The 24603-nt window shown below is 73.7% G+C and carries 25 protein-coding genes; 13 read left to right on the forward strand and 12 right to left on the reverse strand.

Annotation, left to right across the window (positions count from 1 at the left end):
• On the reverse strand, window positions 1-984 hold the full coding sequence (locus tag Ae717Ps2_RS06485) for an ABC transporter permease (protein WP_020627872.1): 984 nt from the start codon (window positions 982-984) through the stop codon (window positions 1-3).
• Window positions 985-1214: 230 nt separating this feature from the next.
• Between Ae717Ps2_RS06485 and Ae717Ps2_RS06490 the strand changes: the two genes are divergently transcribed.
• From Ae717Ps2_RS06490 to dapB, 4 genes are all read left to right on the forward strand, one after another.
• Window positions 1215-1694: a DUF456 domain-containing protein gene (locus Ae717Ps2_RS06490; RefSeq protein WP_020627871.1), complete on the forward strand. Its 480-nt coding sequence runs from the start codon at window positions 1215-1217 to the stop codon at window positions 1692-1694.
• 125 nt (window positions 1695-1819) lie between these two features.
• Window positions 1820-2119, forward strand: coding sequence for a hypothetical protein (locus Ae717Ps2_RS06495; protein ID WP_139320213.1), 300 nt, complete (start codon window positions 1820-1822; stop codon window positions 2117-2119).
• A 5-nt stretch (window positions 2120-2124) separates the two neighbouring features.
• Entirely contained in the window at window positions 2125-3465 is a 1341-nt protein-coding gene (locus Ae717Ps2_RS06500) for a hypothetical protein (protein ID WP_075333135.1), read from the forward strand.
• Between the two features lie 135 nt (window positions 3466-3600).
• The gene (dapB, locus tag Ae717Ps2_RS06505; protein WP_075333136.1) at window positions 3601-4350 is read left to right on the forward strand and encodes a 4-hydroxy-tetrahydrodipicolinate reductase; all 750 of its coding nucleotides are present in this window, start codon (window positions 3601-3603) and stop codon (window positions 4348-4350) included.
• Between the two features lie 4 nt (window positions 4351-4354).
• Here the strand turns inward: dapB and Ae717Ps2_RS06510 are convergent, their stop codons facing one another.
• Window positions 4355-4885: a GNAT family N-acetyltransferase gene (locus Ae717Ps2_RS06510; protein WP_075333137.1), complete on the reverse strand. Its 531-nt coding sequence runs from the start codon at window positions 4883-4885 to the stop codon at window positions 4355-4357.
• A gap of 154 nt (window positions 4886-5039) precedes the next feature.
• Between Ae717Ps2_RS06510 and Ae717Ps2_RS06515 the strand changes: the two genes are divergently transcribed.
• Both Ae717Ps2_RS06515 and Ae717Ps2_RS06520 read left to right on the forward strand, forming a co-directional pair.
• Window positions 5040-5924: a 3,4-dioxygenase subunit beta gene (locus Ae717Ps2_RS06515; protein ID WP_075311242.1), complete on the forward strand. Its 885-nt coding sequence runs from the start codon at window positions 5040-5042 to the stop codon at window positions 5922-5924.
• Between the two features lie 63 nt (window positions 5925-5987).
• Entirely contained in the window at window positions 5988-7235 is a 1248-nt protein-coding gene (locus tag Ae717Ps2_RS06520) for a winged helix-turn-helix domain-containing protein (protein WP_075313014.1), read from the forward strand.
• Window positions 7236-7239: 4 nt separating this feature from the next.
• Here Ae717Ps2_RS06520 and Ae717Ps2_RS06525 read toward each other — a convergent pair whose 3' ends face one another.
• The 3 genes from Ae717Ps2_RS06525 to Ae717Ps2_RS06535 all read right to left on the reverse strand — a co-directional run bounded on the left by Ae717Ps2_RS06525 (window position 7240) and on the right by Ae717Ps2_RS06535 (window position 9496).
• Window positions 7240-7683 carry a nitroreductase family deazaflavin-dependent oxidoreductase gene (locus Ae717Ps2_RS06525; RefSeq protein ID WP_139318968.1) on the reverse strand — a complete coding sequence of 148 codons (444 nt, stop codon included), beginning with the start codon at window positions 7681-7683 and terminating at the stop codon, window positions 7240-7242.
• Between the two features lie 65 nt (window positions 7684-7748).
• Complete coding sequence (locus Ae717Ps2_RS06530) at window positions 7749-8906, reverse strand: DUF4097 family beta strand repeat-containing protein (RefSeq protein WP_083702281.1); 1158 nt, start codon at window positions 8904-8906, stop codon at window positions 7749-7751.
• Complete coding sequence (locus Ae717Ps2_RS06535) at window positions 8903-9496, reverse strand: toxin-antitoxin system HicB family antitoxin (protein ID WP_075311244.1); 594 nt, start codon at window positions 9494-9496, stop codon at window positions 8903-8905. Before Ae717Ps2_RS06535 ends, Ae717Ps2_RS06530 begins: the two co-directional genes overlap by 4 nt.
• Before the next feature lie 151 nt (window positions 9497-9647).
• Here Ae717Ps2_RS06535 and thyX point away from each other — a divergent pair, with 151 nt between their 5' ends.
• The gene (gene thyX / locus Ae717Ps2_RS06540; RefSeq protein ID WP_020627863.1) at window positions 9648-10412 is read left to right on the forward strand and encodes an FAD-dependent thymidylate synthase; all 765 of its coding nucleotides are present in this window, start codon (window positions 9648-9650) and stop codon (window positions 10410-10412) included.
• Between the two features lie 111 nt (window positions 10413-10523).
• Here the strand turns inward: thyX and Ae717Ps2_RS06545 are convergent, their stop codons facing one another.
• Window positions 10524-11237 carry a Crp/Fnr family transcriptional regulator gene (locus tag Ae717Ps2_RS06545; RefSeq protein ID WP_075333138.1) on the reverse strand — a complete coding sequence of 238 codons (714 nt, stop codon included), beginning with the start codon at window positions 11235-11237 and terminating at the stop codon, window positions 10524-10526.
• Between the two features lie 188 nt (window positions 11238-11425).
• Window positions 11426-12739: an MFS transporter gene (locus Ae717Ps2_RS06550; protein WP_083695124.1), complete on the reverse strand. Its 1314-nt coding sequence runs from the start codon at window positions 12737-12739 to the stop codon at window positions 11426-11428.
• 163 nt (window positions 12740-12902) lie between these two features.
• Here Ae717Ps2_RS06550 and Ae717Ps2_RS06555 point away from each other — a divergent pair, with 163 nt between their 5' ends.
• The 5 genes from Ae717Ps2_RS06555 to Ae717Ps2_RS06575 all read left to right on the forward strand — a co-directional run bounded on the left by Ae717Ps2_RS06555 (window position 12903) and on the right by Ae717Ps2_RS06575 (window position 20165).
• Entirely contained in the window at window positions 12903-13529 is a 627-nt protein-coding gene (locus Ae717Ps2_RS06555) for a TIGR03085 family metal-binding protein (RefSeq protein ID WP_060712821.1), read from the forward strand.
• 38 nt (window positions 13530-13567) lie between these two features.
• Entirely contained in the window at window positions 13568-14599 is a 1032-nt protein-coding gene (gene dapA / locus Ae717Ps2_RS06560) for a 4-hydroxy-tetrahydrodipicolinate synthase (RefSeq protein ID WP_020623227.1), read from the forward strand.
• A 168-nt stretch (window positions 14600-14767) separates the two neighbouring features.
• Window positions 14768-16456, forward strand: a complete 1689-nt coding sequence (locus tag Ae717Ps2_RS06565; protein WP_043277545.1) for a ribonuclease J — start codon at window positions 14768-14770, stop codon at window positions 16454-16456.
• A 79-nt stretch (window positions 16457-16535) separates the two neighbouring features.
• The gene (locus tag Ae717Ps2_RS06570; RefSeq protein ID WP_083702282.1) at window positions 16536-19127 is read left to right on the forward strand and encodes a DNA translocase FtsK; all 2592 of its coding nucleotides are present in this window, start codon (window positions 16536-16538) and stop codon (window positions 19125-19127) included.
• Between the two features lie 135 nt (window positions 19128-19262).
• Window positions 19263-20165 (forward strand): YceI family protein, encoded by a 903-nt coding sequence (locus Ae717Ps2_RS06575; protein WP_233147469.1) that lies wholly within the window; start codon window positions 19263-19265, stop codon window positions 20163-20165.
• A 39-nt stretch (window positions 20166-20204) separates the two neighbouring features.
• Here Ae717Ps2_RS06575 and Ae717Ps2_RS06580 read toward each other — a convergent pair whose 3' ends face one another.
• Window positions 20205-21356 (reverse strand): FAD-dependent monooxygenase, encoded by a 1152-nt coding sequence (locus tag Ae717Ps2_RS06580; RefSeq protein WP_075311250.1) that lies wholly within the window; start codon window positions 21354-21356, stop codon window positions 20205-20207.
• Window positions 21357-21452: 96 nt separating this feature from the next.
• Here Ae717Ps2_RS06580 and Ae717Ps2_RS06585 point away from each other — a divergent pair, with 96 nt between their 5' ends.
• Entirely contained in the window at window positions 21453-22313 is an 861-nt protein-coding gene (locus tag Ae717Ps2_RS06585; RefSeq protein ID WP_075311252.1) for a GntR family transcriptional regulator, read from the forward strand.
• Here the strand turns inward: Ae717Ps2_RS06585 and Ae717Ps2_RS06590 are convergent.
• The 4 genes from Ae717Ps2_RS06590 to Ae717Ps2_RS06605 are packed head-to-tail and all read right to left on the reverse strand — an operon-like array spanning window position 22306 to window position 24564.
• A complete protein-coding gene (locus Ae717Ps2_RS06590) occupies window positions 22306-22767 on the reverse strand; it encodes a tRNA (cytidine(34)-2'-O)-methyltransferase (protein WP_075333140.1) in 462 nt (153 codons plus the stop codon). The genes Ae717Ps2_RS06585 and Ae717Ps2_RS06590 overlap by 8 nt on opposite strands.
• Before the next feature lie 3 nt (window positions 22768-22770).
• Window positions 22771-23157: a VOC family protein gene (locus Ae717Ps2_RS06595; RefSeq protein WP_075333141.1), complete on the reverse strand. Its 387-nt coding sequence runs from the start codon at window positions 23155-23157 to the stop codon at window positions 22771-22773.
• Window positions 23154-24014, reverse strand: a complete 861-nt coding sequence (locus tag Ae717Ps2_RS06600; RefSeq protein WP_083695119.1) for a helix-turn-helix transcriptional regulator — start codon at window positions 24012-24014, stop codon at window positions 23154-23156. The genes Ae717Ps2_RS06595 and Ae717Ps2_RS06600 overlap by 4 nt, the downstream gene beginning before the upstream one ends.
• A gap of 28 nt (window positions 24015-24042) precedes the next feature.
• Window positions 24043-24564 (reverse strand): amino-acid N-acetyltransferase, encoded by a 522-nt coding sequence (locus Ae717Ps2_RS06605; protein WP_233147470.1) that lies wholly within the window; start codon window positions 24562-24564, stop codon window positions 24043-24045.
• Window positions 24565-24603 lie beyond the last annotated feature (39 nt).

Below are 24603 nucleotides of genomic sequence, written 5' to 3' on the forward strand. Positions count from 1 at the left end.
TCAGCCCACCCGCACCCTCGGGTCGAGGGCGACGACCGCGATGTCGGCGAGCATGGCGCCGACCGCCGTCGTCACCGCGCCGAACGCCGCCGTGGCGACGACGCCGTGGATGTCGTTGGTCGAGATGGTGCGGATGAAGTAGTCGCCCATGCCCTGCCAGGCGAAGGTCTTCTCGGTGATCACCGCACCGGTGAACAGCGCCGGGATCGCGAACGCCACCTGAGTCGCCACCGGGATCATCGAGCTGCGCAGCCCGTGACGCCGGATGGCCTGCCTGCGGGTCAGCCCCTTGGCCCGGGCGGTCCGCACGTAGTCGGAGTTGACCACGTCGAGCAGCATCGAGCGCTGCAGCAGGTGGTAACCCGCGTAGGAGATGATCAGCAGCGAGATCGTCGGCAGTACGAGGTGCTGGGCCCGGTCGACCAGCAGCGGCCAGAACCCGGTGACCCCGGGCGACTCGGACCCCGCGACGTAGAAGAGCGTCCCGCCGACACCCTGGTTGATCGCGATGGCGACGAACACGACCGCCAGCGCCGCGACCGCCGACGGGATGTTCAGGGTGAACACCGAGGTCAGCTGGGCGGCGCGGTCACCGAGCCGGTACTGGCGCTGGGCCGAGTAGACCCCGAGCGCCACCCCGATCACGATCGACAGCAGCAGCGAGAAGAACACCAGCTGCCCGGACACCACGACGCGGAACGCCACCTGCGCGTTCACCGGGTCGCCGATCGGGCTGGTGCCCCAGTCCCAGCGGGTCACGATCCCGGTGATCCAGATCCACCACCGCTCCAGGACCGGGACGTTCGAGTCCAGGTTGTACTGGCCCAGCGACCGGGCGATCTCCGCGTCGGTGCGCGGCGGTCGCAGCTGCAGGTAGTTGACCCGGGGGTCGAGGAAGGAGTTCGCGAGGAAGTAGACCAGGTTGGTCGCGACGACGATCATCGCGAGCCACCCGGCGCCCCTGCGCAGGAGGTACCGGAGCACGCTGCTCTTCTCTGTTCGTCCGCGGTGCGGTGGTGACCGGCAGCGCGCGGGTGGTGGGACGACCGCAGGTGAGCGGGTGTCACTGTTTCGGGTGACATCGAGGCTGGCACGCCAGTACCAGAAGTTGGTAGTCCCGGCTCACAGCGTTTACCCACTCGTGATGATGACACCCTCCCGGCACCGCGGGTTCGTCCGAGGGAACCGCCGGACCTGCTGGCAGGCTGGGCGCCATGACCGCCCTCGCCGTCGTCGCCGGCCTGATGATGCTCGTCGGACTGGCCGGGATCGTGCTGCCGGTCCTGCCCGGGCCGCTGCTGATCGTCGGCGGGGTCGCGGTCTGGGCGGTCCCGCGCGGCGATGCGGTCGGCTGGTGGGTGCTCGGCATCGCGGTGCTCGTCACCGTCGCCGGCCAGGTCGCGAAGTACCTGCTCCCGGGACGCCGGCTCAAGGCCGCCGGGGTCCCGACCCGCACCCTGTTCGCCGGGCTCGTGCTGGGCGTCGTCGGGTTCTTCGTCGTGCCGGTGGTCGGGCTGTTCCTCGGGTTCGTGCTCGGGGTCTGGCTGGCCGAGCTGGCCCGTCTGCCCGACGCCGCCACCGCCTGGCGCTCGGCACGCGAGGCGCTCACCGCCGTCGGCTGGAGCATCCTGATCGAGCTCGCCGCGGGGCTGGTCACGGTCGCGGTGTGGATCGGCGGCCTCGTCGTAGGGTGAGTCCTTCGGCGTGGACTGCCCGCTCGGCATGCCCGGATATCGTCAATTCGCATCATGTCCGACGTTCGGGGGGAGCGAACACTACGAGGGCGAAGACGCGAATCCCAGGACGAGGAGCAGCTCTCATGCCTGATGCTCACAAGAACTCCGTCGCCGAATACGTCAATCGACTCGTGACCGACGAGGCCTATGCGGAGGACATGCGCACCACCTTGAACAAGGTCGTGAGCGGCACGGCCACCACCGACGACCTGCGGCGCAAGATGGCGCTCGATCCGGCCGGACTCGGGAACCTCACCCAGGCGGCCGGGAATGAAGCCGAGTTCTCGACGACCGTCACGACGGCGACGACGTGCACGCTGACCAGCCCGACGACCGTGACGACCGCAACGCTGACGACGTTGACCGCGGTGCAGGAGGCGTAACGGGCGTGCACCTCGCTGACGACTGGCTGCGGGAGTCGTCGCGGACCTTCCCGTGCGAGCGGGGCGAGTGGCGATTCACCTCGCCGCCCGAGGACGCGGATCTTCCCCATGCCGGGTGGAAGATCCATGTCTCGGCCACGGTCATGACGGTGCCCGTGATCCTCGATCGGGTCGCGCAGATCGTGCGGGAGTACGGCGTCCTCGCGAAATGTCCGCGGACCCTCGCTGGAGTGGCCCGGCTGAACCAGGGAATAGGACCGACGTACTCTCAGATCGGCAAGATCTTCACCGTTTATCCGTCCTCCGACGAGGAGTTCGTCGCACTCGGGGACGCACTCGTCGCAGCCACCGAGGACTGCGATCATTGGCCCGCGGTCCCCTTCGAGAAGCAGCTGGCCGCGGGTCGTCCGGTCTTCTACCGGTACGGCGTCGTCGACCCCTCGGTCGACACGACGCTCGGGGCGTGCCACCTGAGGGGCCCCGACGGGCAGGTCGTGCCCGACCGTCGTTCCGACACGGAGCCTCCGGCGTGGGTGCGGGACCCGGTTGTGTGGCGGGCCCGGACGGTGCACCGACAGGAGGCGATGTCGTTCGTCGGGCTCCGGGCCGTCAGCCAGCGGGGTAAGGGCGGCGTCTACCTCGCGGTGGATCGCAATGCCGGTCGGCGCCACCTGTGCATCGCCAAGGAGGGGCGCAGGCACGGTGAGACCGACTTCGACGGTGTCGACGGCCGTCGACGGGGCCTCGACGAGGCGGATGCGCTCACGGCTCTGCGCGGACTGGGCTGCATGCCGGTCCTGACCGGCGTCGAGACCGCAGGTGGGCACGTCTACCTGAAGATGGAGCCGATCGCGGGTGTGGACGTCGCGCAGATGGTCCACGGACACGTTCCGGCACACACACTGCGTGCCATCGTGCTGCGCCTCGCCGAGTCCGTGCGGTCGGTACACACCCACGGCTGGATCTGGAACGACTGCAAGCCGGCCAACATCGTGGTCGGATCCCGGGGGCGGGTGCACCTTCTCGACTTCGAGGGCGCCTGTCCCATTGCGTCGCCGAGGCTCTCCGGCTATGCCTCGCCGGGCTACGAGCCGCCTCGTCCGCACGGCCGGGAACCGACCGCCGTGGAGGACGACGTGTTCGCCCTCGGCGTCGTCCTGCACGAGCTCTACGGCGGCCGGTTGGTACCGGGGGCCCACGGGGCTGCGTTGGTGGGGCGAGCGTGGCGGGCCTCGGCGGACCTGCAACGGCTGCTCCAGGCCATGCGGGACCGTCGGCGATGGCGGCGTCCATACCTGGTCGAGGTGATCGATCGCGTCCGCCGCGACCCGCTCCCGGCCTGCTGACGGCCGTGCGCCCGCCCGTGCCCGTGAGCACGGATCGGGCGCCCCCGGGGCGGTGTGGGACCGGCTCCGTGGCACCCCGGCTCCGCTGCCTAGACTCCCGACGGTCGGTGGGATCGGACGGAGTGAGGAGCGCGGGTGAGCGAGACGATCAAGGTGGCGGTCCTCGGCGCGAAGGGCCGGATGGGCAGCGAGGTGTGCCGGGCGGTCGAGGCCGCCGAGGACACCGAGCTGGTCGCCGCGCTGGACGCGGGCGACGACCTGTCCGCCCTCGACGGCGCCGACGTCGCCGTCGACTTCACCCACCCCGGCGCCGCGATCGCCAACATCCGCGAGTGCCTGGCGCGCGGGGTCGCCCCGGTCGTCGGGACCAGCGGCTTCGACGCCGCCAAGTTCGACGAGGTCCGCGCGATCCTCGACGAGCACGGCTCGGGCAGCGTGCTCGTCGCCCCGAACTTCGGGGTCGGCGCGGTGCTGATGATGCACTTCGCGGCGCAGGCCGCCCGCTTCTTCGACTCCGCCGAGGTCATCGAGCTGCACCACGCCGGCAAGGTCGACGCCCCGTCCGGCACCGCCGCGCGGACCGCGTCGGTGATCGGCGCGGCGCGGCGCGAGGCCGGTCTCGGCGAGGTTCCCGACGCCACCACCGACGACCCGCACGGCGCCCGTGGCGCGGTCGTCGAGGGCATCCACGTGCACGCGGTCCGGATGCCCGGGCTGATCGCGCACCAGGAGGTCGTCCTCGGCACCGACGGTGAGGTGTTCACCCTGCGCCACGACTCGATGAACCGGACCAGCTTCATGCCGGGCGTGCTGCTCGCGGTGCGTGCCGTACGCGAGCGCCCGGGGCTGACGATCGGGCTGGAGCCGCTGCTCGGGCTCGGATGAGTCCTCAGTCGACCAGGTGCAGGTCCAGCGTCCCGGCGTGGCGGACCTCGCGCAGCGTCGAGGATCCGGTGTCCAGCGTGCGCACCGCGCCGTCGGGCGCCCAGCCGGCGCGGCTGTAGAAGTTCCGTGAGGCGGTGTCGGCCTCGGGCACCCAGGTGCGCCCGGTGTCCGAGCCGGACGCCCGCAGCGCGGCCGCCACGGCGGCGAGCAGCCGCCCGCCGTGCCCGCGCCTGCCCCAGCGCGGCTCCACCAGCAGCGTGCTGACCTCGGCGATCGCCAGACCGTCGGCCCCGGCGTAGCGGGCGGCGGCGGCGAACCCGACGGTCTCGTCCCCCTCGACGGCGACGAACAGGTGGTAGCCGTCGCCGGCGTGCACGGCGTCGCTCCAGTGCGAGCGCGCGGCGTCCGAGGTGAGTCCCGCGAACGCCTCCTCGGGCAGCAGCCCGGCGTAGGCGGTGCGCCAGGTGCGGTCCTGGATCGCCATGATCGCGCCCACGTCGTCGTCGGTGGCGGGGCGGACGGTCGCGGTGGCCATGGGTCATGCCTACCGTGCGACCCCGCGGGCCACGTCACCGCCCGGGTCCACAGCGGGTCCACAGGGCGGTGCGATCCGGGGCCCATGTCCGGTTCCTACCGTCGTTCTCGTTCCGCACGACAGTCCCGCACGACGACGCACCGGAGGACCCGCCATGCCGCGCTACCAGGGCCGTGCCCTGCCCCGCCCCGCCGACGAGGTCGTCGACCAGGGTCTCGGGTTCGACCTCGGCACCCTGCTCAGCAGGCGCCGCATGCTGGCCGTGCTCGGCGTCGGCGCCGTCACCGCCGGGCTCGCGGCCTGCGGCACCGCGGCCCCGTCGGCGACGACCGCGACCTCGACCGGCGAGATCCCGGACGAGACGGCGGGCCCGTACCCCGGCGACGGCTCCAACGGCGCGAACGTGCTCACCGAGTCCGGGGTGGTGCGCAGCGACATCCGGTCGAGCTTCGGCACCGGCTCGGCGACCGCGGCCGGAGTGCCGATGACCCTGGAGCTCACGATCACCGACATGGCCGCCGCCGGCATGGCCGGTGCCGCGGTCTACGTCTGGCACTGCGACCGGGAAGGCCGGTACTCCCTGTACTCCGAGGGGCTGGAGGCCGAGAACTACCTGCGGGGGGTCCAGGTCGCCGGCAGCGACGGGGCGGTGCGCTTCACCAGCATCGTCCCGGCCTGCTATGACGGCCGCTGGCCGCACATCCACTTCGAGGTGTACCCCGCGCAGGCCGACATCACCGACGCCGGCAACGCGGTCGCCACCTCCCAGGTGGCCCTCCCGCAGGACGTGTGCGCCGCCGTCTACGCCACCGCCGGCTACGAGCAGTCGGTCACCAACCTGGCGAAGGTCTCGCTCGCCTCCGACAACGTCTTCGGCGACGACGGCGGGGCCCTGCAGCTCGCCACGGTCACCGGCGACCCGACCTCGGGCTACACGGTCGCGCTGACCGCAGCCGTCGACGTCACCACCCAGCCGGACGCGGGAGCCGCCCCGGGCGGTGGCCGGCCGGGTGCCGGTGGCCCCCCGCCCGGCAGCTGACCGGCCGGAGGTCACCCGACGCCGTGCCGGATCCTGTCGGTGCCCCGTGGCAGCATCCCGGCCGTGCGCACGATCTCCGCCGACGTCGCCCGTCGGACCTTCCTCGCGGCCCAGGGCTTCACCGATCCACGGCCGTCCGGGCCGGTCACCCGCCGCCACCTCGGCCGGGTGCTCGACCGGGTGAAGCTGCTCCAGCTCGACTCGGTCAACATCGCGGTGCGCGCGCACTACATGCCGCTGTTCAGCAGGCTCGGTGCCTACCCCACCGCCCTCCTCGACGACGCGGCCTGGTCACCGAGCGCGCGGCGACCGCGCCTGCTGGCGGAGACCTGGGCGCACGAGGCGAGTCTGGTCCCGGTCCAGGACATGCCGCTGCTCTCCCACGAGGCGCTGCCGCGGCGCTGGTGGAAGCACTACGGCCCGCTGCTGGAGAAGCACCCGTCCCTGGCGGGGGACATCCTCGACGTGGTGGCGGAGTCCGGGCCGCTGGGCGCCGGTGCGATCGAGAAGGCGCTCGCTCCGCACGGGCGGGCCGGTGAGGTGCGCCCGCGCCCGCCGGGGGCAACCTGGTGGGAGCGGTCGGAGGTCAAGCGGGTCTGCGAGTACCTGTTCGCCGTCGGCGAGCTGGCGGTCGGCACGCGTGTGCACTTCGAGCGCCGCTACGACCTGCCCTCGCGGGTGCTGCCGCCGGAGATCCTCGCGCTGCCCGCCCCCGACCCGGCCGACGCGGCGCGTGAGCTCGTCGCGCGGTCCGCCTCCGCACTGGGGGTCGGTACCGAGACCGACCTGCGCGACTACTACCGGCTCGGCCCGGAACGCACCCGCACCGCGATCGCCGAGCTGGTCGACGCGGGTGCCCTGGAGCCGGTGGGCGTGCGCGGCTGGGACCGGCCCGCCTACCGCGACCCGGCCGCCCGGGTGCCGCGCACGGTGATCGGGCGGGCGCTGCTGTGTCCGTTCGACCCGCTGGTCTGGGAGCGTGGCCGGACCGAGCGGATCTTCGGATTCCGCTACCGCATCGAGATCTACGTGCCGGAGCCGAAGCGGGAGTACGGCTACTACGTCTTCCCGTTCCTGCTCGACGGCGAGCTCGTCGGCCGGGTCGACCTCAAGGCCGACCGGGCGGCCGGCGTGCTGCGGGTGCCCGGGGCGTTCGCCGAGCCCGGGGCGACCGCCCCGCGCCCGCGGATCGCCGCCGAGCTGGCCGGTGAGCTCGCGACGATGGCGGGCTGGCTCGGGCTCGACGGCGTCGCCGTGGGGGAGCGGGGCGACCTGGCCGCGCAGCTGCGTGCCGAGGTCGCCGCCCGCTGACGGCTCAGGCGGGGTCGAGACGGAACACCGCGATCGCGTCCAGGTGCTCGGCGACCTGCTCCTCGGTGGCGTCGGCCGGTACCGGGAACGCCGCCAGGGCCCACGGCACGTCGAGCGCCCGCAGGTAGCCGACGACGGCCGCCGCGGCCTCGGCGCGGTCGGGCTCCACCGCCCGGTGCGGCTCGTCGCCCGCGGCGGAGCGGATCGCGCACTCCGGCGTCGCCCGCAGGTTGCGCACCCAGTCCCGCCCACCGGTGGGGGAGACCAGGTAGGTGGCACCGTCGTGCCCGACGACGCCGATCGGGGTGTCGCGCGGCTCCCCGCTGCGCCGCCCGCGGGTGCGCAGCACACGCAGTGCGTAGCCGCCGTCCGGGACGGGGGCCGGAGGCATCTGCAGGACCCGGGCGGTCATGGAGGCGTTCGTCGCGGCGATCTCGGTGCGGTCCACGGCGCCGATCCTGCGCCGGTATCTCGCTCACCGATCATCTCGACGAGCGAGATACCGAGTGTGGGTCAGACCGCCACGGAGGCGCGGGTCACCAGGACGTCACCGCTGCCGGTGCGCCCGGACAGCCGCACCGCCGGCGCCGTCGGCGGGGCGTCGTGGCGGACGTCGAGCTCGGAGCGGGCACGGCCCGACCCGGTCGACAGGTCCAGCTCGGCGGCGACACCGGAGTGCACCCCGACCCGGACCGACCCCGACCCGGTGCCGAGGCGGACGTCACCGGACACCGCATCGGCGACGACCACGTCCCCCGACCCCGAGCGCACCTCCAGGTCCGCCGTGAGCTCGCCGACACGGATGTCGCCGCTGCCCGTTCGGATGCGCGACGCGCCGCCGAGCGATCCGGCCTCGACCCCGCCGGAGCCGGCACGCAGGTGGGCCCGGCCGGAGCACGTGCCCAGGTCGATCGACCCCGCACCGGTGGTGACGTCGGCGTCGCCGTGCACCTCGGCGAGCCGGGCCGCACCGGACCCGGTCCGCACCGCGGCCCAGGACGCGCGGCCGGTCAGCTCGACCGAGGCCGCGCCGGTCCGTACCGCGGGCCGCGACCCGGCGGGCGCGGAGATGGTCACCACCAGCGGCACCGCGCCGAGGGCGGCGTCGTCCGGACCGCGCACCACCAGGCGTCGCGTCTCCGCCGACCACTCGACGGTGACGGCGTCGACGGCGTCGGCCGAGGGATCGCCGGTGGCCTCCCAGGGGGCACCGACGATCGGGTCGAACCCGCGCCCGGACCAGCCCGCCCCGGCCTGGGGGACGCCGGCGCGGCCGGTCATCGAGCTGCCGATCCAGTCCAGCAGCCCACCGAGGCCGCCGGACCAGGGCGCGGCGCTGCGGTCGGCGGTGATCTCCGCGCGCACCTCGTCGGCTCCCTCGACCAGGTCGATCCGGACCCGGCCTGCGCCGGTCGTCACCTCGATCTCGGCGGCACCGGCGCAGTCGAACCGCTCGCTGCGGGAGGGCGTGCCGGTGCCGGCGTCCCCGGTGCCCGCACCGCCGGGGGCCGTGTCGCCGGTCGACGAGTGGCCGGTCGGCGGGTGGCCGGCGTCGCCGTTGCTCGCACCGGTGGCGCCGGCGCCGGTGCCGTCGGTGTGGGCGCCGCCGTCGTGCGTGGCGTCAGCGCCGGCGTCGTCCGGCTCGACGGGGCCGGTCTGCTCGTCGCTCATCCCTGCACCCATCCCTTCAGGCTGCGCCCGTCGCGGTGCGGTCGGCCGGTGCGCCCCTCCGCGCCGGCCAGCGCCCCCTGGACGGCCTGGGACACCCAGGTGTTGAGCGAGACGCCCTGCGACTGGGCGGCCCGCTCGGCCTGGGCCTTGATCTGCTCGACGATGCGCAGGGTGACCCGGCTGATGTCACCGGCGTCGCCGGAGAACGGCGAGCCGCCGGTCGCCGGGCCTCCGGAGGAGGTCGGACCACCGGAGGCGGCGGTGCCGCCGAACGGGAAGCCGCCGAAAGGGGACGTCCCCTCGCCCGCCGGGGTGGGGTCCGGGGTGGGTGCGTGTCCGGGCTCCGGGTCGCCGCCGGACACCGACACGCGCACCTCCCGGCCGTGCAGGCGGACCTCGACAGAACGGTCGCCGAGCGCGGCGGTCGCCTCCGAGGCCAGGTCCGACAGTGCGTTCATGATCGCGAGCCGGGCTGCGGGCTCGATCGCGGAGCCGAGCAGTGCCGCGGTGCGGCGGGTCTGCTCGTCGCCCGCGGCCGCCGCGGCGGCGAGGTCGTCGCGCAGCTGCGCGACGTACGGCGTGAGGTCCATGACACCACTATGGCGTCACTGATGACATCACGCCACCGGTTCGTGGCGTCGGCCGCGACGTCGCAGCGTACCGGGGGTGCCGTGGCCGCCACCGTGGGTGCGGGCGCGGGGCCCGGCGGGTGCCGGGCACGCCGGTCGTTACCCTCGCGGCATGCCGGAGACCGCGCCGAAGACCGTCCCGCTGACCGTGCAGCTCGTCGCGAAGACCGAGTTCACCCCGCCCGCGGACGTCCCGTGGTCCACCGACGCCGACGGCGGCCAGGCGCTGGCCGAGTTCGCCGGCCGCGCCTGCTACCAGTCGTGGGGCAAGCCGAACCCGCGCACCGCGACCAACGCCGGCTACATCGCCCACATCCTCGAGGTCGGGCACCTCTCGGTCCTCGAGCACGGCTCGGTCAGCTTCTACCTGACCGGCATCTCGCGCTCGCTGACCCACGAGCTGATCCGGCACCGGCACTTCTCCTACTCCCAGCTCTCCCAGCGCTACGTCCCCGAGCGGGACGCCGCGATGGTCGAGCCGGACGTCATCGCCCAGGACCCGGAGCTGCACGAGCTGTTCCTGCAGGCCTCGGCCGACGCGCTCGCCTCCTACGAGAAGCTCCTCGAGGGGCTCGAGGCGCGCTTCGCCGACGTGCCGAACGGGACGCTGCGGCGCAAGCAGGCCCGTCAGGCCGCGCGGTCGGTGCTGCCGAACGCGACCGAGACCAAGATCGTCGTGACCGGGAACTACCGGGCGTGGCGGCACTTCATCGCGATGCGCGCCTCCGAGGCCGCCGACGTCGAGATCCGCAAGCTCGCCGTCGAGTGCCTGCGCCAGCTGCAGGCCGAGGTGCCGAACGTGTTCGCGGACTTCCAGATCCAGACCCTCGCCGACGGGACCGAGATCGCCTCCAGCCCGCTGGTCGCGGAAGGCTGAGCGAGGCTTGCCGAGCGAGCATCGGTGCTGAGCGAGGCTTGCCGAGCGGGCATCGGTGCTGAGCGAGGCTTGCCGAGCGAGAGCTCAGGCGAGGACGGCGTGCACCCGTCGTCACAGGTCCGGCAGGTCCCGCACGACGAACCCGCGTCCCTCCTTCTCCAGCAGGCCCTCGGCGACCAGTCGGGACAGCTCCCGGCTGGTCGTGACCCGGGTGAGTCCCACGAGCAGCCCCAGCTCGTCGACGGCGGGGCGGATCGACAGCCGGGCCACCTCGTCGAGCGCGATCTCGCCGTAGGCCTCCACGAGGTGGCCGAGCAGCAGGATGATCCGCTCGCGGGCGGGCAGTCCCTCGATGAGCACGTGCAGCTGCATGACCCGCTGTTTGTAGGCGATCCGACGGGTGATCTCGAGCAGGAGTTCCGGCTCGTCGCGGGCAGCGGTCAGCAGCGCGTCGCGGGTCACCGAGACGATCTCCGACGGCAGGGTGCAGACCGAGGCGAGGTGGCGGGGCCGTCCGTCGACGCAGGCCGCCTCGCCGAGGGTGGCGCCGGGCTCGGCGTAGGCCAGCGAGCGTTCCGAGCCGTCGGGACGGTGCAGGTAGATCCGCACCCGCCCGGAGACGACGAGGTGGAACCGCGACGACAGCTGGCCCTGGGTGTAGACGTGCTCGCCACGGGCGTAGTGGCGGGGGCTGCCCAGCTCCGCGATCCGGGCGGTCACCGAGGTCCACGGTGCGGTCAGGAACGGTGAGACCGGGTGGTCGTCGGGATCGGGTGCGGGCAGCGCCCGCACGGTGCCGTCCGGCCTCCGCGCCGCGCTGCTCATGGTCCCGCCTCCCGGCCGTCGCCGATGGTTCGTCCGGACGGTAGCGGGCCGGGGCGCCCGCGGGTAGGCGGACGGCCCGGACGCCGAGGGGTGCGTCCGGGCCGTCGGGTCCGGGGGTGCCGGCCGGCGGCCGCCGGCACCGGGTGGGTGCGGGGCGGCCCGCCCGGACGGGCCGCCCCGGTGGCCGGTCAGGCGGCCGCGAGCTGCGCGTCCTGCTCGGCGAGGGAGTCCGCGTCGGTCTGCGGCAGGGCCAGCGTGCAGAGCAGGCTGAGCAGCGAGACCGCCGAGAGCAGCAGGCCGATGCCGAGGCTGCCCAGCGTCGACGCGGCGAGTGCCGCGGCGAACAGCGGGACCACGCCGCCGCCGAACACGCCGGCGAGGTTGTAGGCGATCCCGGCGCCGGTGTAGCGGAAGCGGGTCGGGAACAGCTCCGGCAGCTGGGCGCCGATCGGCCCGTAGGCGATGCCGACGACGCCGAGCACCAGCGACAGGCCCAGCCCGAACGACCACACCGTCCCGATGTCGATGATCGGGAACGCGACCAGCCCGGCGGCGACCGAGGCGATGTTGCCGCCGACGACCATCTTCCGTCGCCCGACCCGGTCGGACAGGATCGCCGAGGCGATCGTCGTCAGGGCGAAGACGATGCCGCCGACGATGCCCATGGCCAGCACCGACGGGCGCGGCAGCTGCAGCTGCTGGGTGCCGTAGCTGGTCAGGTAGGTGACGCCGATGTAGAAGAAGGCGAACACCGCGGTGGTCGAGCCCGCCCCGAGGAGCACCGCGGCCGGCCGGGTGGTGAACACCTCGGTGATCGGGAGCTTCGTCGACACCGGGCCGCTGTTGCGGAAGCCCGCCGTCTCCTCCAGCGCGAGCCGCACGTAGAGCCCGACCGCGACGAGCAGCACCGAGCCGATGAACGGGATGCGCCAGCCCCAGGCCAGGAACGCCTCGTTGCTCATGGTCAGCGCGGTGACCAGGAAGGTCGCCGAAGCCAGCGCGAAGGCCACCGACGGGCCGAGCTGCGGGAACAGCGCGTACTTCCCGCGGGCCTTGGTCGGCGCGTTCTCCGCGGTGAGCAGGGTCGCCCCGGCCCACTCGCCGCCGACGGCGAGGCCCTGCAGGATGCGCAGCACCACGAGCAGGATCGGCGCCAGGACGCCGATCGTGCCGGTGGTGGGCAGCAGGCCGATCGCGAGCGTCGAGAAGCCCATCAGCAGGAGCGTGGTGACCAGCGTGCCCTTGCGGCCGAGGCGGTCGCCGAAGTGGCCGAACAGCACCGACCCGAACGGCCGCGCGACGAAGGCGACACCGAACGTGGCCAGCGCGAGTGCGGTACCGGCCGCCGCCCCGAGCTCGGGGAAGAAGACCTTGTTGAACACCAGGGCCGCGGCGGTCCCGTAGATGAAGAAGTCGTAGAACTCGATGACCGTGCCGGTCATGCTCGCGAGCGCGATCCGGCGCATCGACCGCGGTGGCTGCGTGGTGGCAGCGTTCGTCACGTGTGTTCTCCCCGTCGAGAAGCGATGAGTGGGACGGATCGGAGTATCCGTACACGGACGGGTGAGATCTGTATCACCAGCTACACAAGACGTGCGTTGCGTCGGATTTCTGTCGACCGTCGTCGCGGTGCGGTCGCGCACGTCCGGCACTACGTTGGGGACGGTGAGCCTCGCCACCGCCGAACGTGCCGCCCTCTGCGCCGAGTTCGAACGCTCCGGACCAGACCGACCGACGCTCTGCGAGGGCTGGAACGCCCGCGACCTGCTCACCCACCTGCTGGTCCGGGAGCGGCAGCCGTGGAGCGCCGGGGGGATCGTGCTGCCCGCCCTGTCGGCGATGACCGACAAGGCGATGGACGGCTACGCGTCCGCGGCCTGGCCGAACATGATCGACGACCTGCGCAAGGGCCCGCCCGCATGGTCGCCGTTCAAGGTCGGCAAGATCGACGAGATCGCCAACGGTGCCGAGTTCTTCGTCCACCACGAGGATCTGCGCCGCGGGGAGCCCGGCTGGGAGCCCCGCCCGTCCGACCCGGGGCGCGACGGGCAGCTGTGGAACCTGCTGCACACCCAGGCCAGGCTGCTGTTCCGGCGCAGCCCGGTGGGCGTGGTCCTGGCCCGCCCGGAGGGCGCGACCCAGGTCGTCGCGACCGGGTTCGGCGTGGTCACGGTGACCGGCGAGCCCGCCGAGCTGGTGCTGCACGCCTTCGGTCGGGACGCGGCGCGGGTCGAGGTGACCGGTCTGCCCGCCGACGTGGAGGCCTACCGCGGCGCACCGACCGGGATCTGACCGGGATCCGTCGGTACCGGGCGGTACCGTCACCAGTCATGAGCACCGGTCCCGATCCCGCCCCCGGCGGGCAGCAGCACCCGCCGCGCCGACCGTTCGGCGAGGTGCTGACCGCGATGGTCACGCCGTTCGACGCCGACGGCGAGCTGGACCTGGCCAAGGCCGAGGAGCTGGCGACCCACCTGGTGGACCTCGGCAACGACGGGCTCGTCGTCAACGGCACCACCGGCGAGGGCCCGACCACGTCGGACACCGAGAAGTCCGAGCTGATCCGCGCGGTCGTGTCCGCGGTGGGGGATCGGGCGACGATCGTCGCCGGGGCCGGTACGTACGACACCGCGCACTCGATCGAGCTGGCCCGCAGCGCGGAGCGCGCCGGTGCGCACGGGCTGCTCGTGGTCACGCCGTACTACTCCCGGCCGCCGCAGGAGGGCCTGCTCGCGCACTTCACCGCGGTCGCCGACGCGGGCGACCTGCCGGTGATGCTCTACGACATCCCGCCGCGCAGCGTCATCGGCATCGACGTCGACACCTTCCAGCGCCTGGCGCAGAACCCCCGCATCGTCGCGGTGAAGGACGCCCGCAACGACCTGCGCGTCGGCACCGAGGTGCTGGCCACCACCACGCTCGCCTACTACTCCGGCGACGACCCGGTGAACCTGCCGTGGCTCTCGGTCGGGGCGGTCGGCTTCGTCAGCGTGATCGGCCACGTCGTCGCCGACCGGCTGCGCGCCATGATCGACGCCTACCACGCCGGTGAGCACCAGCGGGCCCGCGCGCTGCACTACGCGATGCTCCCGGTGATCCGCGGGATGGGTCGGGTCGGTGGCGCGGTGTTCGCCAAGACCGCGCTGCGCCTGCGGGGCATCGACGTCGGTGACACCCGGCTGCCGCTGCCGCCCGCCAGCGAGGACCAGATCGCCGCGATCGCCGGGGACCTCGCCGTCGCCGGGGTGGCGCTCGACCCGCAGGCCCGCCCGAACCTCCCGCTGTACCAGCCGGGCCACGGCGCCCTGGGCGGCCGCACCGCGGCGGACCTCGGCGCCGAGGTCGCCTACCACCGGACGTAGGTCCCCCGGTCGCCGTCGCGCGCCCGGCCCGACCCGCGGCGCCGCGACCCGACCCCCTGACACGAACCCGAGAACACGAACCCATGTGAGGCACGAACCCCTGTGAGTCCCCAGCGCAACGACCGACGCAACCGGCCCGGCCGGTCGCTCTCCGCGCCGCCGGAGCACATCGAGCGTCCGGAGCTCCCGGACGGCCCGCCACCCGCCCTCGCGCAGGGCGGCCTGCGCGTCTACGCGCTCGGCGGCATCGGTGAGGTCGGTCGCAACATGACCGTCTTCGAGTACGAGGGCCGGCTGCTCATCGTCGACTGCGGCGTGCTGTTCCCCTCTGACTCCGAGCCGGGCATCGACCTGATCCTGCCCGACTTCCGCACCATCGAGGACCGCCTCGACGACATCGACGCGCTCGTGCTCACCCACGGCCACGAGGACCACATCGGTGCCGTGCCGTGGCTGCTGCGGATGCGCCCGGACATCCCGGTCGTCGGGTCCCGGTTCACGCTCGCCCTGGTCGCGGCGAAGTGCAAGGAGCACCGCCTGACCCCGCACCTGCAGGAGATCCGCGAGGGCGACCGCGTCTCCCACGGCGGGTGGGACTGCGAGTACTTCGCGGTCAACCACTCGATCCCCGACGCCGTCGCCGTCGCTGTCCGCACGCCAGCCGGGCTGCTGCTGCACACCGGTGACATCAAGCTCGACCAGCTCCCGCTCGACGGGCGGCTCACCGACCTGGGCGGGTTCTCCCGGCTGGGCGAGGAGGGCGTCGACCTGTTCCTGGTCGACTCCACCAACGCCGAGGTGCCGGGCTTCGTCACCCCCGAGGCCGACATCGGGCCCGTCATCTCCGACCTGGTCCGCCGGGCGCCGTCGCGCATCATCCTGGCCTGCTTCGCCAGCCACGTGCACCGTGTCCAGCAGGTGCTCGACGCCGCGCAGGCCCACGGCCGCAAGGTGTGCCTGACCGGACGATCCATGGTCCGCAACATGGGCCTGGCCGACGACCACTCGCTGCTGAACATCCCGCCGGGGCTGCTCGTCGACATCGACGAGGCGATGCGCCTGCCCGACGAGAAACTGGTCCTCGTCTCCACCGGATCGCAGGGTGAGCCGCTCGCCGCGCTGTCCCGGATGGCGCGCGGGGACCACCGCAGCATCACGATCCGCCCGGACGACACGATCATCCTGGCCAGCTCGCTGATCCCCGGCAACGAGACCGCCGTCTTCGGCGTGATCAACGGGCTGACCCGGCTCGGCGCCACCGTGGTGCACCAGGGCAACGCCAAGGTGCACGTCTCCGGGCACGCCCCGGCCGGCGAGCTGCTGTTCCTCTACAACGCGGTGCGCCCGTCGAACGTCATGCCGGTGCACGGGGAGTGGCGCCACCTGCGGGCCAACGCCGCGCTCGCGCGTCGCACGGGGGTGCCGGAGGAGTCGGTGGTCATCGCGGAGAACGGCGTGGTCGTCGACCTCGTCGACGGCCGTGCGGCGATCACCGGCCGGGTCGAGGTCGGCCAGGTCTACGTCGACGGGCTGTCGGTCGGCGATGTGGGGGAGACCACGCTCGGTGACCGCATCGCGCTCGGCGAGGGCGGTTTCATCGCGATCAACGTGGCGATCGACCACAAGACCGGCCGCGCGCTGTCGCGCCCGACGCTGTCCGGGCGCGGGTTCTCCGACGACCCGAAGGCGCTCGACGCCGCCCAGGCGCTGGTCGAGGACGAGCTGTCCCGGCTGGAGAACGAGGGCGTCACCGACCCGCACCGGATCGCCCAGGGCGTGCGGCGCGTGGTCGGCCGCTGGGTGTCCGACACCTACCGTCGCCGCCCCATGATCGTCCCCACGGTCATCGCGGTGTGAGCGTGTGGAGGGGTCGTCGACCCCTCCACAGCCGCGTCGGTCCCCGGTTCGATCACCGAACCGGGCTACCGTGTGTGACATGGCAGGACGCACGGGCACGGGCAGGACCACCACGACTGCGGCCGCGGGCCGCGGCTCGGGGCGGTCGGGCTCGCGTGCGTCCACCGCCCGCAGGCGTCCGTCGGCAGGCCGGAGGCCGCCGGCCCGGCGCCAGGGCCCCGACCTGGTCGACCGCGGGATCGACGCGGTCGGCCGGGGGGTGGCCAAGACCGTCCGCGCCTCCGGGCGCGCGGTCGGGCGCACCCGCGAGATCGACCCCGCGCACCGCCGCGACGGCATCGGGTTCGGCATGCTCGTGCTCGCCGTCATCGCCGCCGCCGGGCTGTGGTGGCAGGCCGGCGGCTCGGTCGGCTACTGGTTCACCTTCCTCGTGCAGGCGGTGATGGGGCAGGCCGGCGTCGCGCTGCCGGCGATCCTGCTGGGCATCGGCATCGTGCTGGTCACCACCGAGGGGCACCCGGAGGCCCGGCCGCGGATCGTGACCGGCAGCCTGCTGCTCGCCCTCGGCGTGCTCGGGTTGGTGCACCTGGGCGCCGGAGCGCCCGCCGAGCCCGACGCCTGGCGCGGCGCGGGCGGCGCGCTCGGCTACGTCGCGGGGACCCCGCTGAAGGCCGGGCTCAGCCTGTGGACGGCCGTCCCCGTTCTCGTCCTGCTGACCCTCTACTCGGTGCTGCTGGTCACCGGGATCCCGGTGCGGGAGCTGCCGGACCGTGTCCGCAGGCTCACCGGGCAGCTGCCGCCCGAGCAGGACGGCGAGGGCGAGTCCGGCGCGGACCGCCCGCGCACGGTGGCCGACGCCGTCGCCGAGCGGGAGAGCCGTGCCGAGGACGCCGACCAGACCCCGAAGCGGCGTCGCCCGGCGCGGCGCAGGCAGGGGGCCGCGGAGGCCGACGCGTTCCGGGTGGAGGAGGGCGAGCACGCCCCGGCCCCGGTGGACCCGTCGCTGCCCGGTGCCCCGGAGGAGGACGTCCCCGCCGCCGTCCCCGCGGCCGCCGCGCCGCCGGCGAAGAAGCCGCGCAAGCCCGTCGTCGAGACGCCGCAGGTGGCCGACGAGCCGATCGAGGGCGAGCAGCTCTCGATGGCGATCCGCCAGCCGCAGTCCGACACCGAGTACATCCTTCCGCCGGCGGACACCCTGGAGTCCGGCCCGCCGCCGAAGTCCCGCAGCTCCGCCAACGACGCGATGATCGAGGCGATCACCGGGGTCCTCGACCAGTTCAACGTCGACGCCCAGGTCACCGGCTTCACCCGCGGCCCGACGGTCACCCGCTACGAGATCGAGCTCGGCCCGGCGGTGAAGGTCGAGAAGATCACCCAGCTGCAGCGCAACCTCGCCTACGCCGTCGCCAACGACAACGTGCGGCTCCTCGCGCCGATCCCCGGCAAGTCCGCCGTCGGCATCGAGGTGCCCAACACCGACCGCGAGATGGTCCGCCTCGGCGACGTCCTGCGCTCGGGCAACGCCCGCGCCGAGCAGCACCCGATGGGCATCGGCCTGGGCAAGGACATCGAGGGCCACTACCTCGTCGCGAACCTGGCGAAGATGCCGCACCTGCTGGTCGCGGGCTCCACCGGCTCCGGCAAGTCCAGCTTCGTCAACTCGATGCTGGTGTCGCTGCTGACCCGGGCCACGCCGGACGAGGTCCGGATGATCCTCATCGACCCGAAGATGGTCGAGCTGACGCCCTACGAGGGCATCCCGCACCTGATCACGCCCATCATCACCCAGCCGAAGAAGGCCGCCGCGGCGCTGGCCTGGCTGGTGGAGGAGATGGAGCAGCGCTACCAGGACATGCAGGCCAACCGGGTCCGGCACGTCGACGACTTCAACCGCAAGGTCCGCACCGGGGAGATCACCGCCCCGCCCGGATCGGAGCGGGTGTACCGGCCCTACCCGTACATCATGTGCATCGTCGACGAGCTCGCCGACCTCATGATGACCGCCCCGCGCGACGTCGAGGACGCGATCGTCCGGATCACCCAGAAGGCGCGTGCGGCCGGGATCCACCTGATCCTGGCGACCCAGCGGCCGTCGGTGGACGTCGTCACCGGTCTGATCAAGACCAACGTCCCGTCCCGGCTGGCGTTCGCGACGTCGTCACTGACCGACAGCCGGGTCATCCTCGACCAGCCGGGCGCGGAGAAGCTGATCGGCATGGGCGACGCGCTCTACCTGCCGATGGGCGCCGGCAAGCCGGTCCGCATGCAGGGCGCCTTCGTCGACGACGACGAGATCTCCAAGGTCGTCGCGTTCACCAAGGAGCAGGCCGAGCCCAGCTACACCGAGGGCGTCACCGCGCAGAAGGCCGGCGAGAAGAAGGAGATCGACGCCGACATCGGCGACGATCTCGACCTGCTGCTGCAGGCCACTGAGCTGATCGTCACCTCGCAGTTCGGGTCGACGTCGATGCTGCAGCGCAAGCTGCGGGTCGGGTTCGCGAAGGCGGGCCGGCTGATGGACCTGCTGGAGACCCGCAACATCGTCGGGCCCTCGGAGGGCTCGAAGGCCCGCGACGTGCTGGTCAAGCCGGACGAGCTGGAGGGCGCGCTCCTCCTGATCCGGGGCGGCGGGACCGCCGACGGCGGCGAGGTCGCCGCCGACGACGAGTGACCCCCCGCCGGGTGACGGTCTCGGGCGGTGATGATCCCGACACCGCCGGTGATCGACATTTCGGGCTCACGGCTTAACGGGACGGTCACGTTCGTGCCACAGTGGCCTCGGGTCGCCGTCCGGTGATCGCACGTCGTGCTGCCCGTCGACGCCGGGCAGGGGAGGTACTGGCTGGTGTTCTGGAGGAAGAAGGACCGTCGTCGCCCGGCGCGGGGCACCACCGACCGGCACGCCCTCGTCCCGATTCCGCTGACCGGCGGGGTGCTGTCCGGCCAGGTCCGCGACCAGCAGGGCGGTGCGCTGGCCGGCACCGAGGTGTCCGTGATGGACCCCGCGGACCGGCGTGCCGTGTACGTCGAGACCGACCCGTTCGGCCGGTTCGCCGCGTCGCTGATGCCCGGCCGGTACCGGGTGCGGGTCGAGGCGGGCGGCTACCAGCAGGTCACCGACGTCGTCGAGGTGTCCTGGGGCGAGCACGCCGACATGGGCCACATCGTCCTCGGTGAGGACCCGGCGCTGCGCCCGCCGCGGCCCGGTGTCTTCGTCATCGACGGCGACCACAGCTCGGTCCGCTTCGTCGCCCGGCACATCGGGATGTCCAAGGTGTACGGCCGGTTCAACCGGTTCCAGGGGCAGATCCGGATCGCCGAGCCGTTCGAGGAGTCCTCGGTGGACGTCGTGATCGACGCGGCCAACGTCGCCGCCCGCGACACCCACCTGCGCTCCGCCGACTTCCTCGACGTCGAGCGCTTCCCCGAGCTGCGCTTCTCCAGCGTGCGCTTCGCCGCGCACGGCGGGAACCGGTGGACGGTGGACGGCGACCTGACCCTGCACGGCCTGACCAGCGACGTCTCGCTGGACACCACCTTCCTGGGCTCGGCGGAGTGGAACGGCGACCGGGTCGGTGCGATCGCCACCACCCAGCTGCACCGGGAGCACTACACGCTCAACTGGCAGCAGACCATCGCCAAGGGCCTGCCGGTGGTCGGGTCGACGATCCGGATCCAGCTCGACGTGCAGGCGGTCCGGCAGTCCTGACCCCGCACGGCTCGGTACTCGAGGCTCGGTACTCCGCGCTCAGTACTCGGGGAGCGTGAGGGCCGTCGCGGCGGTCGCGGCCCAGTGCTCGACGAGCCCGGGCGCGGCGGCGTCCGGGGCGGTGAGGTCCCGGACCCGCGCGGCGTTGGTCAGCGCGAGCTCCTGGTTGGCCTCCACCCAGTCGCGCATCCGCCGTTCGTGGGCGGCGGCCGCCGGTCCGGGATCGCCGCCGGAGCACGCGAGCTCCCCGGCCAGCACGTAGGCGCCGACCACGGCGAGCGTGGTGCCCTGACCGGACAGCAGCGTGGGGCACCAGGCGGCGTCGCCGAGGAGCGCGACCGGACCGCGCGACCAGGTCGGCAGCCGGACCTGGGTGATCGGGGTGAGGTACAGGTCCTCGGCGCGGTCCATCCCCGCGAGCAGCTCGGGCAGCCACCAGCCCCCGCCGGCGAAAAGCCGTGTCACCAGCGCGCGCTGCGCCCCGAGGTCGCGGTGGTGGTAGGTGGCGTCCGGGTCGGAGAAGCCGAGCATCACCCGGACCTCGGTGTCGTCGCGGGCGGTGTAGAGCCCGGCCATCGCGTCCGGCCGCTGGAGGAACACCTGCCAGCGGCTCAGCCCGAAGGTGTTGGGCAGGGTGAACACGGCGACGTGCTGGCCGAGGGGGACCAGCCGGCCGTCGTCGTCGGGGCCGAGAGCCAGGCGCCGGACGCCGGAGTGCTGGCCGTCGGCGCCCACCACGAGGTCGTAGTGCTCCTCGGTGCCGGAGGCGAAGCGCACCCGGGCCCCGCCCGCCGGGTCCGGATCGAGCGCGACGACCCGGTCGCCCCACCGGTGCTCGACGCCGTCGAGCGCGCCGGTGAGCAGCGCGGCGAGGTCGTCGCGGAGGATCTCGACGTCGTCGCTCGCGACCGGCCCCCCGGTGAGTGTCACCTCGGTGCTGCGGAAGACCTCGGTGCCGTCCTCGTCGACCAGGGACATGCCGTCCATCGCGGTGCGGGCGGCGCGCAGTGCGGCTCCGAGCCCCATCCGGTCGACGACGGTCAGCGCGGGCCCCCGGACGTCGACGGCCTGCCCGCCGGGCCGCGGCCTCGGCGCCGACTCGACGACGACCGGGTGGAACCCGTGCCGGCGCAGCCACCACGCGAGCGTCGTCCCTGCGATACCGGCCCCGCTGATCAGGATGTCGGTCATGTGTCCTCCTCGGTACGGTGTACGCATCGACGATGCCGCTGCGAGCTGGGATGACGGGTGTCGTGTAGCGGCACAGGTGGTACAGGGAGGTGGCCGGTGGACGGTTCGCCCACGGATCGGGTCGCGGCCGCGGTGCGTGCCCGTGTCGAGTCGGGGGATCTGCGGCCCGGGGACCGCGCGCCGTCGGTGCGCGCGCTGGTGGCCGAGCACGGTGTCGCGATGTCCACCGCGGCCCGGGCGCTGTCCCGGCTGCGCGAGGAGGGTCTGCTGCGGACGACGGCGCGGGTCGGGTCGGTGGTGGCGGAACGGGCCACGCCTGCGGGCACCGCTCCGCCACCGGACACGGCCCGGCTGGTGCGGACCGCGATCGGCATCGCCGACGACGAGGGCCTGGCCGCGCTGTCCATGCGGCGCCTCGCCGGGGCGTTCGGCGTGCCGACGATGTCGCTGTACCGGCTGGTGCGCAGCCGGGACGAGCTGCTGCTGGCGATGCTCGAGACGGTCTTCGCCGAGCTGGTGCTGCCCCCGGCCGACGGGCCGTGGCGGGCCCGGCTGGAGGGCGCTGCGCACGCCCAGTGGCGGGTGCACCGGCGGCACCCGTGGCTGGCGCGGGTGCTGTCGCTGTCCCGGCCGCAGGCGCTGCCGTCGCTGCTGCGCTTCGCCGAGTTCGAGCTGGCCGCGCTGGAGGAGGTCGTCGCGGACCCGGTGGAGCGGTTCGACCTGCACCTGGCGCTGACCGGATTCGTGCGGGGGATGGCGCTGACCCTGGCCGCGGAGCAGGAGGCGCAGGCCGACACCGGCGTCGACGCCGACACCTGGTCCGAGCACGACCCGGGGCTGCGGGCCGCGCTGCGCCGTCACGGCGGGCCCGCGCTGCGCCGGGTCGGCGACTACCCGTACGACCTGCAGCGGGTGTTCGACACCGGGATCGCCCGGCTCCTCGACGGGATCAGCTGAACCCCTGCTGCCGCCACGCCTCGTAGACGGCGACGGCGGCGGCGTTGGCCAGGTTCAGCGAGCGGTTCGACGGCCGCATCGGCAGCGCCACCGTGCCCGTCACCCAGTCCGCCGCCGCGACCTCGGGCGGGAGTCCGGTCGACTCGCGGCCGAACAGCAGCACGTCCCCGCAGGAGTCGGCGACGTCGGTGTAGCGGACCGGCGCACCCGGCACGAACGCGAACACCCGCGCCCCGGCGGCCCGCACCCAGCCGGCGAACGCGGCCGTGTCGTCGTGCACGACGATCTCGGCGAGATCGGCGTAGTCGAGCCCGGCCCGGCGCACCGAGCGTTCGTCGAGGGAGAAGCCGAGCGGCCGGACCAGGTGCAGCTCGGCGCCGGTGTTCGCGGCGAGCCGGATCGCGTTGCCGGTGTTCGGCGGGATCTCCGGGGTGTGCAGGGCGAGGCGGACCACGCGCTACTCGTACCAGGTGCCCGCGCTCCAGTGGCTCCCGTCCGGGTCGGCGATCTCGAACAGACGGCTGCCGTACTCGGCGTCGAAGGGCGCGTGCACGACGGTGGCCCCGGTCGCGACGGCGCGGGCGAACAGGGCGTCCGGGTCGTCGCAGACCAGGTGGACGGCGGCGCCGCCCGGCGGGCGGCACCCGTCGTGGGTGGGGCCGAGCATCACGCCGCCGGGGGCGCCGGTCGACCCGGGGCGTACCAGCTCGGCGTGGACGATGGCGCCGTCGTCGCCGGTGTGGACGGCACGCTCGGTGAAGTCCAGCGCCGAGGTCAGGAACGTGACCAGGGCGCGTGGGTCGGGGCTGGACAGGCTGGGCCAGAGGCCGGGCAGGTCGCTCATGAGGACGAGGGTGCCGAGGCCGCGCGGGCCGGTCGTGGACGAATCGGAGCCGCCGGCGCGACCCGCTCGGCCCGCCAGCTCAGCGCGGTCGTCCCCGCGAGCTCGCGGAAGTCGCGGGCCAGGTGCTGCTGGTCGCTGTAGCCGCAGGTCGCGGCCAGCTTGGCGAGTGGGGGAGCCGACGGGCGGCGCAGCAGCGTGCACGCCCGCTCGAACCGGATGACCCGTGCCGCGGCCTTCGTCGCGAGCCCGGTCTCGCGTCGCAGCCGTTCACCGAGGTGGCGTGGCGACCAGCCGACCTCCCCGGCGACGTCGGCGACACGCGCCGTCCCGCCGCTGCGGACCAGCAGCTCCCAGGCGTGCACGACCTCCGGCGCCGGCTCGCCGGGGCCGTCCCGGGCGTCGGCGACGCGGCACAGCGCGGCGTCGAGCAGTGCGCACCGCCCGGCCCACCCCGGCTCGGCGCGCAGTCGGTCGAGCAGGGTGTCCAGGTCGGGGAGGAGCAGCGCGAGGTCGACGACGTCGCCGGCCAGCTCGCCGGCGGGCAGCCCGAGCAGCGTGCGGGCGCCGCGCCAGGTCATCTCCAGCTGCATCCCGGACTGCGGGGCGCCGGCGGCGAGCAGCGCGGGCGCGGTGTGCAGACCGGCCGCCGATGCGGTGAACCGGCCCGGGCCGCGTCGCGGGTCCGGAGCCGCGAGCAGGTCGACCGTGCCGTCCAGGCAGAGCACGACGGTCAGGTGGGCGCTCGACACGCCCTGGTGCGTCCCCGCCGGACCCGCGGGCGAGGACCAGCACCAGATCCCGGAGACCAGCGGGCGCAGACGTGCGGAGGGACGCCAGCGCCGGGCCCCGTCGGACATGCGGGCCAGGGTAGCGGCGCGGGCGGGGTCAGAGCGTGAGCAGCATCCGCACGTTGCCCAGGGTGTTCGGCTTGACGTGGGCGAGGTCGAGGAACTCGGCGACGCCGGCGTCGTAGCTGCGCAGCATGGCCGCGAACACCTCGGCCGACACCGGCGTCCCGTCGATCTCGGCGAAGCCGTGCCGGGCGAAGAACTGCTTCTCGAAGGTGAGCACGAACAGCCGCTCCAGGCCCAGCTCGCGCGCGCCGTCGATCAGCGCGGAGACGATCCGGTGCCCCACCCCGCGACCCAGCACCGACGGCGACACCGCCACCGTGCGGATCTCGCCCAGGTCCTCCCACAGCACGTGCAGCGCGCCGCAGCCGACGACCACGCCGTCGACCTCGGCGACCAGGAACTCCGGGACCGCCTCGTAGAGGGTGACGGTCTCCTTGGCCAGCAGGACGGTGCCCGCGTACTCGTCGACGAGCTCACGGATCCGGCGGACGTCGCGGGTGTGGGCGCGGCGGACGATCACGTCGGGGACCGGGGCGGACACGGGGTCGGGCACGGCAGGAGAGCCTAGACCGGGGTCGCCGACGGCGCCGTC

Source organism: Pseudonocardia sp. Ae717_Ps2 (genome assembly GCF_001932475.1).
Classification (GTDB): domain Bacteria; phylum Actinomycetota; class Actinomycetes; order Mycobacteriales; family Pseudonocardiaceae; genus Pseudonocardia.

Excerpts from the sequence above, each read along its gene's own strand:
- Ae717Ps2_RS06490 (WP_020627871.1), top strand. The coding sequence starts at position 1,215 with ATGACCGCCCTCGCCGTCGTCGCCGGCCTGATGATGCTCGTCGGACTG.
- Ae717Ps2_RS06495 (WP_139320213.1), top strand. The coding sequence starts at position 1,820 with ATGCCTGATGCTCACAAGAACTCCGTCGCCGAATACGTCAATCGACTC.
- Ae717Ps2_RS06510 (WP_075333137.1), bottom strand. The coding sequence starts at position 4,885 with ATGGCCACCGCGACCGTCCGCCCCGCCACCGACGACGACGTGGGCGCG.
- Ae717Ps2_RS06515 (WP_075311242.1), top strand. The coding sequence starts at position 5,040 with ATGCCGCGCTACCAGGGCCGTGCCCTGCCCCGCCCCGCCGACGAGGTC.
- Ae717Ps2_RS06530 (WP_083702281.1), bottom strand. The coding sequence starts at position 8,906 with ATGAGCGACGAGCAGACCGGCCCCGTCGAGCCGGACGACGCCGGCGCT.
- Ae717Ps2_RS06535 (WP_075311244.1), bottom strand. The coding sequence starts at position 9,496 with ATGGACCTCACGCCGTACGTCGCGCAGCTGCGCGACGACCTCGCCGCC.
- thyX (WP_020627863.1), top strand. The coding sequence starts at position 9,648 with ATGCCGGAGACCGCGCCGAAGACCGTCCCGCTGACCGTGCAGCTCGTC.
- Ae717Ps2_RS06545 (WP_075333138.1), bottom strand. The coding sequence starts at position 11,237 with ATGAGCAGCGCGGCGCGGAGGCCGGACGGCACCGTGCGGGCGCTGCCC.
- dapA (WP_020623227.1), top strand. The coding sequence starts at position 13,568 with ATGAGCACCGGTCCCGATCCCGCCCCCGGCGGGCAGCAGCACCCGCCG.
- Ae717Ps2_RS06570 (WP_083702282.1), top strand. The coding sequence starts at position 16,536 with ATGGCAGGACGCACGGGCACGGGCAGGACCACCACGACTGCGGCCGCG.
- Ae717Ps2_RS06580 (WP_075311250.1), bottom strand. The coding sequence starts at position 21,356 with ATGACCGACATCCTGATCAGCGGGGCCGGTATCGCAGGGACGACGCTC.
- Ae717Ps2_RS06595 (WP_075333141.1), bottom strand. The coding sequence starts at position 23,157 with ATGAGCGACCTGCCCGGCCTCTGGCCCAGCCTGTCCAGCCCCGACCCA.
- Ae717Ps2_RS06600 (WP_083695119.1), bottom strand. The coding sequence starts at position 24,014 with ATGTCCGACGGGGCCCGGCGCTGGCGTCCCTCCGCACGTCTGCGCCCG.